Here is a 10,106-nt window from a genome sequence, read left to right on the forward strand (position 1 = left end):
GCTTTTCTAACCTTTTCCGCCATCGCTTCATTAAATTGTTTTCCATCTTCACCTGTTAATTTACTCATTTTGTCTATGTCTTTATCATAGAAGCCCGCATTCATGTAAGCTGTTAGAGCTTCAGCTGGTCTATTTGCATTATCACTCTTTTTAGATACACTTCCTTGTTTTACTTTCGATGAATCTGCATATGTATTACAAGCACTTAGCCCACCTATCGTAAGTGATACTATCAAACTCATACCTACTAACTTTTTGGAATATAGCATATTCTATCCCTACCCTTTTCTGTATAAATTATGAATTACAGTAATATCATACCATTATATCTCGGTGCTCTATAGCATATTTTATTTATATACAATTATTAAAATATAAAAACCACTAAACATCACACCCTATTTTATTTCAAGGTGCGCCGTTATCTATAGCACTGGGATAAAGTTTAATTAAAATGACCCTACTAAATCCCTATGCAATACACAAAAAGAAACCATCTTGATTAATCTATTTTCAAAATGATTTCTTTTTGATTCTCACTAAATAAGGATTTGCAAAACATTTTTGATCAAACTTTATTTAAACCAACACTAACTTCTCCAAATAACTAACTGTAGAGAAAGAAAATTTTCATTTTGGGGGTACTTCAAAATCTTAGCTTGATAGCGATGGGGTCCCGCCAATCAAATGACATAAAACCCACGCTAAGACATTTTTTTAATCAAAAAGAAAAAAACAGTGCAACTTTTTTTAATTAACTGTACTATGATTGAGGATAGTTAGTTCAATATAAGAGCTAATATCCTCTTTTTAATACATATTAGAATTATAAACTATATTTAAAAATTCTAGTTTAATATGTTTACTATATGATCTTATGTTTTAAGGTGGAGGATGTTATGAAAGTACAGGAAGTGTTACTTGATGGTAGTAAGAAAAGGTATTTACTTCTTGATGAAGGAGGAATGCCTTTAGTTCCGGTGATGAAGTATTTGAAGTATTTAGATGCAACAGAAAAAAGCAGCAATACACTAAAAACATACTGTTATGCCCTAAAGCAGTTTTTTGATTATTTTGGGGAAGTAAAAAAGATTATAAAGGTTTGTTGAACAAGTTATACATGGATGACTGAAGAAAAACAACAGCGTTTATTAGAATGGTGGGAAGCGACTGAGCAAGGGACAGTAGTGATGAAGCGCTTAGTTTCGTATATTACGGAACTCAGGTTGCACCCTGAATCAAGCCGTGCTGACGGGATGATTTTGTTTTATCGGGCCGCATCGGAGATTTCCTATGGTTATGCAGGGATGAGGGGCTGTATTCGTCGTGCTTTCACGCCTGAATATTCCGAGTTTCTCCGCAATAACATTGTCAGGTGCCATAGCTTTACGCGGAAATTTTCTGTTGATACAAAGATTCTTCTGGAACGAGTCGCTAAAGAAATCACTGGGGCAAACGCGATGCAGATTGTAGATAGAATCCGCGAAACACTTCGTGAAAATGACGCAATGCTAAGAGAAATACAGAACAAAGCGGATGCATTTTTCGGTAAGAAAAACTTTCAAACGAGTCTTATGCAATCTATTACCATGCTTACTACTCAATAGAAAAAAATGCCTGTCACTCCCTGAGAAATGTCGAAGCTGCAAAATTCATTCGACATTTCCAGGATGATGACAATGGATTATTTTTTATAATTCTATTTTCTGGTCACCACGTTTTTCTAGATTTTTAGCAGTTTTACTTTGGGCAACATCCTTTTGGTCTTTAAAGGTGCCCATGAGAAAATCATAGGCTGGGTTCGTAACACCATACCAGTAATTTTCATTTTTGAAGTGATGCCATAAATGAACCTTTTTCATCCAGCGCCCCCATGGTGATATTGGTTGAAGGGGGCGATGCGCGATATAATGCTTCCACTCATAAAATAATAAAAAGAGCATAATACCTGCAATAAATGCGTTTGTCATGACAAAGCTGGATGAAAGAAAATAAAAAATTGCTCCTGCAATTGCAATGTTGGGTACACTATACCATAAGGGTAAAAATAATAAATGTAATTCATTCGGATTTGTATGGTGGTCATAATGTAGGCGCTTAAGCATTTTTAATAAAAATGCATTCTTTGGTGGCTTTAGATGAAAAATAAACCTGTGAGTAGCGTACTCAGCTACGGAATACATAATCATTCCCAAAATAAAAGCACCCCAAATTCCGATAGAGATTAAATGTAGAATCATAAATCCAAAGCTAATGAGGAAAAAACAGCTCATGATCAATATATCAGGGTAGGAAAAATATTCTTTAAAATATTTTAGTTTCATTCATTACGCCTCCAGCTTTCTTTATTTTTTTCTATCTTTCCAGAGAGCCAAGCTTTTCTCCATTGTTGTCTTACACAATCTTTCCGCTTCAATTGCATCTCCCTTTAATGCAGCTTTTAATAAGTCGTGGTAATAGTTGAAGGACAACCCACGATGATCTTTTACAGAAAAATATCTTTTCCCCATATCTACATAAATGGAATCGAAGCTATTTAAAATGAGTAGAAAGATCGGATTGGCCGCAAGCCCAGCACACCTTTTTTGCAAATCCCAATCAAATGCTGCATAGCTTTCTGCACTATCTTCAAGCTGCTCAAGATTGGCAAGGAGAGCAACCACTTTAGGTTGATTAAACGTAACAGCATCACGAATATAAGTCGGAGTCAACGAACTTCTAAATTCTAATAAGTACATAATAAATTCATCTGTAATGATATGATGATTCTCAACAATATTAATAAGTGTCGTTAGATTCCCATTGCTCCAATAATCATTAATAAGCGCTGGCATTCCTTTTCTCCCTGTTATCCATCCACTCCTTCCTAAACGTTGAAGCGCCTCCCGAATAGTTGGGCGACCAACACCAAATTCTTTCGCAAGCTCTCTTTCCGGCGGTAAAGTACTTCCTACAGAATAAACACCAGCCAATATGGATCTAATTAATTCATTCTCAATTTTATCTGAGGAGCGTTCCTTTTCTTTCAAGCCATCGTCCCCTTTATTTTATGGTAATACATGTTAAAGACATTGGTAATACCAAAAATTATATAATAAATTTGAATTTTCTGTCAATAAAAAGGAGCGAATTTTTATAAATAGAATTATCGAACAAGCCCGTAAACTACTTAGTAGGATGGAAAATGATTGCTTAAATGCGTTGTTAGGATATTTATAAAAGAGAAAAAAACTCATTTAGATATACAACGGAGAACCGTATCATAAAGTAAATGAGGTTTTTATTCAACCTTATGAAAATTATTAGTTTTAGCAACTACATAATTTATAAGAATGAATGTTAGAATATCTGTTCAAAATAGATGATCAACCTTTTATATTTTAAAGTATGTGAAGAATTGTACTTAAAGTAACGGGTGCTATAGTGAAAGAAGAATTAATTGAATTTAAAGATTGAGACCATGTTTTAGTTATTCCATTAAAGGGCGCGATTGTGGAACAAGAATTACAATGGTGATACATATTATACATGACTAATATGTATCACCATTTATTTTTTATGACTTTTTACGTTTTAGGTATTGATAATTTCAAAACGGTTGAACTTTATTTCAAATCAACAAATACACGATATTTTCAATAAAATTTAAAGATCTAGGACTATCCTTAAAATTAACTTTAAATTCGAAATGCAGATACGCATAATCAAGCTGCTTCTATGACTGAAAATTCCCTCTCTAACTTTTTTAACTTTTCATGTTAAACCCATGCCTTTTTTTATAAATTTAACTACCATTAAAATTTGTAAGATAGGTAAAATTAAAGCTAGATATATAATTAATTCCAACTTATCTATTAGCATGAATATAACATTAGGAATTATTAAAATGAGGCTGACAAGTGTCATTATCCAAGATTCTCGTTTTATAGCGACAATAAAAGTTATTAAAGAAATTAATAGTAACACCCAGAAAATAAAACCTACATACCAAAACATAAATATTTCATATTGATATCCCATTCTATTCTCCTGTCTATTTATTTTGAAAGCAAAAGGAGTCTTAGACTGCGTAAAGCATAATATAGAAAGAGTAAATTCGTAGAGTAAGTGGGTATAATTCTGTCAATTGCGTATAATGTTGGTATAATTGTGTCATAAAAAATGACAGAAATCTTCCCACTTAAATAGAAAAACACGTTATTTTAAGCGTATTTAATCTGGGTATTATACGCTTTTGAAGCATTAAGAAACTTCTTCTTTCATTTTATATAATCTATCTCTTTTCTCATCATTTTTTATAAAAGTAAGCTTTCCTTCAGTAACAAAACCTTCAAGAATTAAGCATACTTGTCCGTAAGCTTTAGGCTTATCGGTTGTGAATCTTTCATTAGGTATTTTTCCTGATAGTATTAATTTTTCACATAGCTTCATTGCACTTATTTCTTCAGAATTGAGCAATTCCAAGATATCTTTCTGCAGTGAAGATAAAGGTACTTCTATCTCGGTCGCCTCCACTACATTCTCATCAAATAAATCTTCAAATGAAATTTGATTCATCTCATCTATTCCTTTCTAACAATGACTTTGCAAAGTATAAATTGTTCGCTTATTCTATTAATACTTGCAAAGCTTAATTTCCATACTATTAAGCTTCTAGTAGCATGTTTTGATTATACCAAATATACGTTCTGGTATCTATTGAAGCGTTCATTATAAAAGGATGGACAGCGCTGGCAGAAGTTTTCCATTACCCTATTTCTTTATTATTGTAGAAAGACAAGAATATGGATACTTTTTTAGAAAGAGATTTCTTACGTTATATATAATTTGAACTCATTAAAATAACATAAAAAATAGGATACATGAACAATTTCTAGATCAGAAATGTTTATGTATCCTATTTCAATTACTCTATTTCACACCTGCTACACATTGTGAGATGTAGTGGTATGTCAACACGAAACTAGACAATTTTTTTAAGGTGTTCCTGCCTGTACTGAACAGGGCTCAAATAGCCTAGTGTGCCATGGATTCTAACATTGTTAAACCAGTTTACGTAGTCGTTCAATTCTAAAATCAATTCTTCTAAACTTGTGAAATGACGACCGCGAACGAACTCTGTTTTGAAGATTTTGCAAGTCAATTCCGCTACTGCATTATCATATGGACAGCCTTTTCCACTTAATGAACGCTTGATTTTGAAGGTCTTTAACTTGTCATGAATCAGCTTGTTTTTAAACTCATTTCCTCGATCTGTATGAAATAAGGTAATCCGATTCAAGTTTGCTTTCACCGTTGCGAAAGCCTGCGAAACAAGCTCGGCATCTTTCCTTTGACCTGCGCTATGATTTCTCGATTAAAGAGATCGACTAATAAACATACTTAATTCCACTTTTTGTTCACGCGGACGTATGTTAAATTACTTACGACTACAGCTAGCTCTTCTTGTTGGTTGAACTGACGATGGAGTTCGTTTGAAATGTTTTCTTCATTACAGCAAATTCTCTTCGGCTTAAACTGTACAATCGTATAGTTCGATACTAAACCTTGGTTCTGCATGATTCGCCCAATACGGCGACGTGAAATCACATATCCTAACTTCTTTAATTCCACTTTTATCTTTCGTGTTCCATAGTTCTGACGGCTCTCTCGGAAGATTTCTTTCACAAGTGGTGACAATTCATCTACCGTATCTTGTGCTTGTTTTGCCTCATAATAATACGTCGCTCTTGATAATTGTAGGACATTGCACATTGCTGATATCGAGGTAAGCGTCAAATATTCCCCACCTACAATTTGTAAATAACTCATGAGATAATCTCCTTACATACTACATGTGGAGGTTTTTTTATGAAAAGACACCTATTAAAGAAAGAATGGGAAACTTATATTCAAGACTATAAAAACAGTGGATTATCCAAAGTTGCCTGGTGTCAAAAACAGAACCTACCGGTTCATCGGCTATATTACTGGTTGAAAAAATATCACCTGAAACTGAAGAGCAAAATAAAAATGAGCGTGTGAATTGGATTTCTATGAATGTCCCTGTCGTAGAAGAAAACATACATGCCACCATTCGAATTCACATTCAAGAAGCAACCATTGAATTAGATGTGCCTTTTACTCCCCAAGTGCTCCTACAAGTGATGCAAGCGGTGAAACAACAATGATATCAGAAATCGTAATTGAAAAAGTATATCTTGCACAAGGGGCAACAGATTTACGTAAATCGATTGATGGACTAGCGGCTATTGTAAAAGAAGAATTTGAGTTAGACCCCTTTTCTTCTTGTTTACTTGTTTTTTGTAATCACTCACGCGACAAACTAAAAATTCTTGTTTGGGAACATAATGGTTTCTGATTGCACTATCGCAGATTGGAAAAGGGAATGTTTTATTGGCCAACTGGTCATCCAAGTGTGCCACTTACCATATCAAGACGACAATTGAGAGGGCTTCTTGATGGATTTGCTTTTCACCAAAAACAAGGACATCAAGCCGTACATACGAGAACCATTCTATAAGGATCATATATGTAAAAGGAATTTGGATAATTTTGTGGAATTTATTTATCCATGAAAACAACACCTTCACATTCAAACCAACCCACAATTGAATCACTTCAAGCTCAAGTAGAGGAACTCACGGCAAAAGTGAGATGGTCTGAAGAACAGTTTCGTCTTAGTCAACAAAAACGGTTTGGTACGTCTAGCGAAAAAACACCTAATAATCAACTCGCTTTAGAACTGTTTAATGAGGCTGAGAAAGAAAGTGATTCTGAAACACCCGAACCAGCTGTTGAAACGATCACCTATCGTCGCAAAAAGAAACGCGGTCATAGGGATGAGTCTGTCCAAAACCTCACTGTTGAAACGGTTGAATATCGTTTACCGAATGAGGAACAATTTTGTTCGTGCTGTGGTGGTGCTTTGCATGAGATGAGTGTAGAAGTCCGAAAGGAACTGACGATTCTTCCTGCGGAAGTAAAGGTGACAGAACATAAGAGGTATGTATACGCTTGTCGTAAGTGTGAATTAGATGAGTTGTGACGGCTAAGATGCCAGTCCCCGCCTTCCCTAAAAGTATCGCTTCCCCATCCATTATGGCGTATATTATGACACAAAAATATGTAGAAGGATTGCCTCTTTATCGTCAGGAAAAGCATTTTGAACGCATGGGAATCTTCTTATCACGACAAACGATGGGAATTTGGTTATTATATGGGGCCGATCGATGGTTAGTGGCTTTGTATGAAAGGATGCATGAACATCTACTTACTCGAACCATCCTTCATGCAGACGAAACAACCTTCCAAGTCTTACGCGAACCTGGACGGACCGCAACAACCAAGTCCTATCTGTGGTTATACCGTACGGGGCGAGAGGATATCCCTATTGTTCCCTATGACTATCAGCCCACAAGAGCAGGGGAACATCCGAAGCGTTTTTAACTGGTTTTCAAAGGTATTTACAAGTAGATGGATATAGTGGTTATCATCAAGTACCGGATGTTACTCTTGTGGGATGTTGGGCGCATGCCAGACGGAAGTTTGATGAAGCCTTAAAAGCTTTACTTGATTCACAGAAGGGGAAAAAAGTGAAGGCAAATGAAGGTTTACACTTCTGTAATCAACTCTATTCGATTGAAAGGAAGCTCAACCATGTCAACCCTACCGAGCGATATGAGCAGCGTCTAAAAAAAAGCAGGCCCATTCTGGACCTTTTTTCGGTATGGCTTCATGAACAGAAAGATCTTGTTTTGCCAAAAAGCGCTCTAGGAAAAGCCATCTCTTATTGTTTGAATCAATGGAATCATCTTGAAGCTTTTTTATTAGACGCCATTTAGAAATCGATAACAACAGAAGTTAACGTTCTATTAAACCGTTTGTAATTGGGAGAAAAAATTGGATGTTCTCAAATACACCGCGAGGTGCTAGAGGAAGTGCCATCATGTATAGTGTGGTTGAAACCGCAAAAGAGAACAATTTAAGTCCCTATCATTATCTTCTTTATTTGTTTGAAACGCTTCCCAATATCGATTTAAACAATAAAGAAGAAATTGATAAAGTCTTGCCGTGGTCAACGGATTTACCTCCTAGATGCAGAATGCCGAAAAAAGTGAAGTAAACAAAAAGCAACTCCAAAATCAACTTTTATTGTATATTTTGGAGTTACTTTACGTTTACGTAACTGCAAATGAAGCCTATGTATATGTGAAATAAGAATAAGAGCGTCTTTTACATTTACTATTTTGTAACAACTTGTCTTTCCTTAACGTTTTCATTATTTTCTCTCATAAACTCTTCAATCTCTTCAACCGTTCTAATGATATCTTTTGACAAGTTTTCATACCCGTCCTTTGTGACAAGAATATCATCTTCAATACGAATTCCAATTGATTCTTCTTCAATATACAAACCTGGTTCTATCGTAATGACCATACCTTCTTCTAATACTCTATCTTTGTATGTTCCTACATCATGAGTATCTAAACCGAGGAAATGGCTCACACCATGATAATAATATTTAGATAGTTCCTCATCTTCTTGAATTAAACCAATTTCTTTACACTCTTCTGCCAGTACTTTTTTTGTATGTTCATTTAATGCAGCGAATTTTAATCCTGGCTTTATAAGTTCAGTTGTTTCTTTTAATGCCTTTAATACAATATTATATATTTGTTTTTGGCGATTAGAGAATGTTCCACTAGCTGGGAATGTGTAACTAATATCAGCATTGTAGTAGTCTTTTTGAGCACCTAAATCGAGCAGTACTAAATCACCTTGTTGCACTTTTGCATCATTATCTTCATAATGCAGCACAGTAGCATTTTTACCACTCGCCAAAATTGTATCGAATGCATGATATTTAATACCAGACGATTTTAATGTGAAATCAAAATGCGCTTCTAATTCATATTCCATTATGCCTGCTTTCGCTTGTTTCAGCACATTATAAATACCCTCTTGAGTAACCTCAATTGCTTCTTTTATTTTTTCAATTTCTTCATCTGTTTTGAACACTCGTAATTCACAAATGTTCGGATAGACATTCCCAATTGAAAGATGAGGATACTGTTCTCTTACGTGCTTCGCAAATGCTAGCGCCTTCGTCTCAGTACCTTTCCAATTACGACGTTCTAAATCTAAATACACATGTTTCACATTTTCTGCGAAAAGTGTATTCGCAATTGTTACTTCAAAACTTTCTATATATACAACCTTCTTAATACCAGAAATGTTTTCTGCTTCTTCTTTCGAAACGGTTTTACCAACCCATTTTTCAAGCACTGGATCTGGTTTTTCAATGAAAAGAGTTTCTTCTACACTATCTCCAAATTTTTTTAAAATAAAAATAACATTTGGCTCATCGATTCCCGTTAAATAGTAAAAATTTCGATTCGGCACAAATTTATAGTGTGCATCAGCTGACATATGTGGTGCCTGTCCGGCAAATAAAATAGTAATCGATTCATCTGGCAATGTTCTCGTTAATCGTTCTCTATTTTGGGCAAAAAATGTTGGCTTCATAATAATCCCCCTTGAATTCTATGTATCAAAACAAATTATCCAATGTAATTCATTTTATTATTGTTATAATTTTTCGTCAATTAATAATTATCGTGTAGAAAGTAAAACATTAATCAGTGAGCGTCCTACTGCCAGTTTAAGCGAGATACAGATTCCCCAACGATTCCTTTTCACTCGAAATCATGCATATCACTCCACAATTTCTTGATATTTATTCCATATACTTGAAATCTCATACATATAGGAAAGGAGTCTAAAAACGTAAAATATTATGTAGCAACAGGATTAGCAATTACTTCTTTATTTATAATTACAGGTTGTTCTAACAATATAGAAACACAACTAGTAAAAAAAGAAACGGTTCAATCTCAGCCCAAAAATAAAGAAATAGCAAATACGATTCCGCCAAACAATATACAGTAACTGAGTAAATTGATGAGCATGTGTTGTGCCAGAACCAACTGGAAATGGAAACGGCAAGCGGGTACACTCCGCTTGCCAATTTTTCATAGCTTCGTATGTATTTGAATTCCTTTCGCTTTCTCTTCTTCACCCTTCACGCGTACAATTAAATCATA

Annotated in this window: 10 protein-coding genes and 4 pseudogenes; 6 read left to right on the plus strand and 8 right to left on the minus strand. The window is 34.7% G+C overall.

What is annotated here, in order from left to right:
- Positions 1-242: DUF5105 domain-containing protein (locus tag JDS96_RS28485; RefSeq protein WP_242480013.1), on the minus strand; the 242-nt coding region annotated here is incomplete at its 3' end.
- A 657-nt stretch (positions 243-899) separates the two neighbouring features.
- Between JDS96_RS28485 and JDS96_RS28490 the strand changes: the two genes are divergently transcribed.
- Both JDS96_RS28490 and JDS96_RS28495 read left to right on the plus strand, forming a co-directional pair.
- Positions 900-1,109, plus strand: coding sequence for a transposase (locus tag JDS96_RS28490; RefSeq protein ID WP_199668826.1), 210 nt, complete (start codon positions 900-902; stop codon positions 1,107-1,109).
- Between the two features lie 15 nt (positions 1,110-1,124).
- Positions 1,125-1,607, plus strand: coding sequence for a hypothetical protein (locus tag JDS96_RS28495; RefSeq protein ID WP_199668827.1), 483 nt, complete (start codon positions 1,125-1,127; stop codon positions 1,605-1,607).
- An 84-nt stretch (positions 1,608-1,691) separates the two neighbouring features.
- On the opposite strand, the gene JDS96_RS28500 is transcribed toward JDS96_RS28495, so the two are convergent.
- From JDS96_RS28500 to JDS96_RS32590, 5 genes and pseudogenes are all read right to left on the minus strand, one after another.
- Positions 1,692-2,324, minus strand: coding sequence for a sterol desaturase family protein (locus tag JDS96_RS28500; RefSeq protein ID WP_097793855.1), 633 nt, complete (start codon positions 2,322-2,324; stop codon positions 1,692-1,694).
- 21 nt (positions 2,325-2,345) lie between these two features.
- Positions 2,346-3,029, minus strand: a complete 684-nt coding sequence (locus JDS96_RS28505; protein WP_199668828.1) for a GntR family transcriptional regulator — start codon at positions 3,027-3,029, stop codon at positions 2,346-2,348.
- A 724-nt stretch (positions 3,030-3,753) separates the two neighbouring features.
- Positions 3,754-4,020: a hypothetical protein gene (locus tag JDS96_RS28510; protein ID WP_018780437.1), complete on the minus strand. Its 267-nt coding sequence runs from the start codon at positions 4,018-4,020 to the stop codon at positions 3,754-3,756.
- Between the two features lie 222 nt (positions 4,021-4,242).
- Positions 4,243-4,557, minus strand: a complete 315-nt coding sequence (locus tag JDS96_RS28515; RefSeq protein WP_199668829.1) for a DUF3895 domain-containing protein — start codon at positions 4,555-4,557, stop codon at positions 4,243-4,245.
- 406 nt (positions 4,558-4,963) lie between these two features.
- Positions 4,964-5,766: pseudogene (locus JDS96_RS32590) on the minus strand (IS3 family transposase); the annotation flags it as partial.
- An 84-nt stretch (positions 5,767-5,850) separates the two neighbouring features.
- Between JDS96_RS32590 and tnpA the strand changes: the two are divergent.
- The 4 genes and pseudogenes from tnpA (at position 5,851) to tnpC (ending at position 8,125) form a co-directional block, all read left to right on the plus strand.
- Complete coding sequence (tnpA, locus tag JDS96_RS33520; protein ID WP_472926298.1) at positions 5,851-6,024, plus strand: IS66 family insertion sequence element accessory protein TnpA; 174 nt, start codon at positions 5,851-5,853, stop codon at positions 6,022-6,024.
- Between the two features lie 11 nt (positions 6,025-6,035).
- On the plus strand, positions 6,036-6,170 hold the full coding sequence (locus JDS96_RS33525) for a hypothetical protein (RefSeq protein ID WP_472926299.1): 135 nt from the start codon (positions 6,036-6,038) through the stop codon (positions 6,168-6,170).
- Positions 6,167-6,523 (plus strand): annotated as a pseudogene (tnpB, locus tag JDS96_RS33150) (IS66 family insertion sequence element accessory protein TnpB). The gene JDS96_RS33525 and the pseudogene tnpB overlap by 4 nt, the downstream one beginning before the upstream one ends.
- A 51-nt stretch (positions 6,524-6,574) precedes the next feature.
- Positions 6,575-8,125 (plus strand): annotated as a pseudogene (tnpC, locus tag JDS96_RS32925) (IS66 family transposase).
- A 119-nt stretch (positions 8,126-8,244) separates the two neighbouring features.
- Here the strand turns inward: tnpC and JDS96_RS28545 are convergent.
- Together JDS96_RS28545 and JDS96_RS33530 are read right to left on the minus strand one after the other, a co-directional pair.
- Entirely contained in the window at positions 8,245-9,528 is a 1,284-nt protein-coding gene (locus JDS96_RS28545; protein ID WP_199668833.1) for an aminopeptidase P family protein, read from the minus strand.
- Between the two features lie 506 nt (positions 9,529-10,034).
- A pseudogene (locus JDS96_RS33530) lies at positions 10,035-10,106 on the minus strand (BA_1872 family lipoprotein); the annotation flags it as partial.

Source organism: Bacillus cereus group sp. N21, assembly GCF_016483395.1.
Taxonomy (GTDB): Bacteria; Bacillota; Bacilli; order Bacillales; family Bacillaceae_G; genus Bacillus_A; species Bacillus_A pseudomycoides.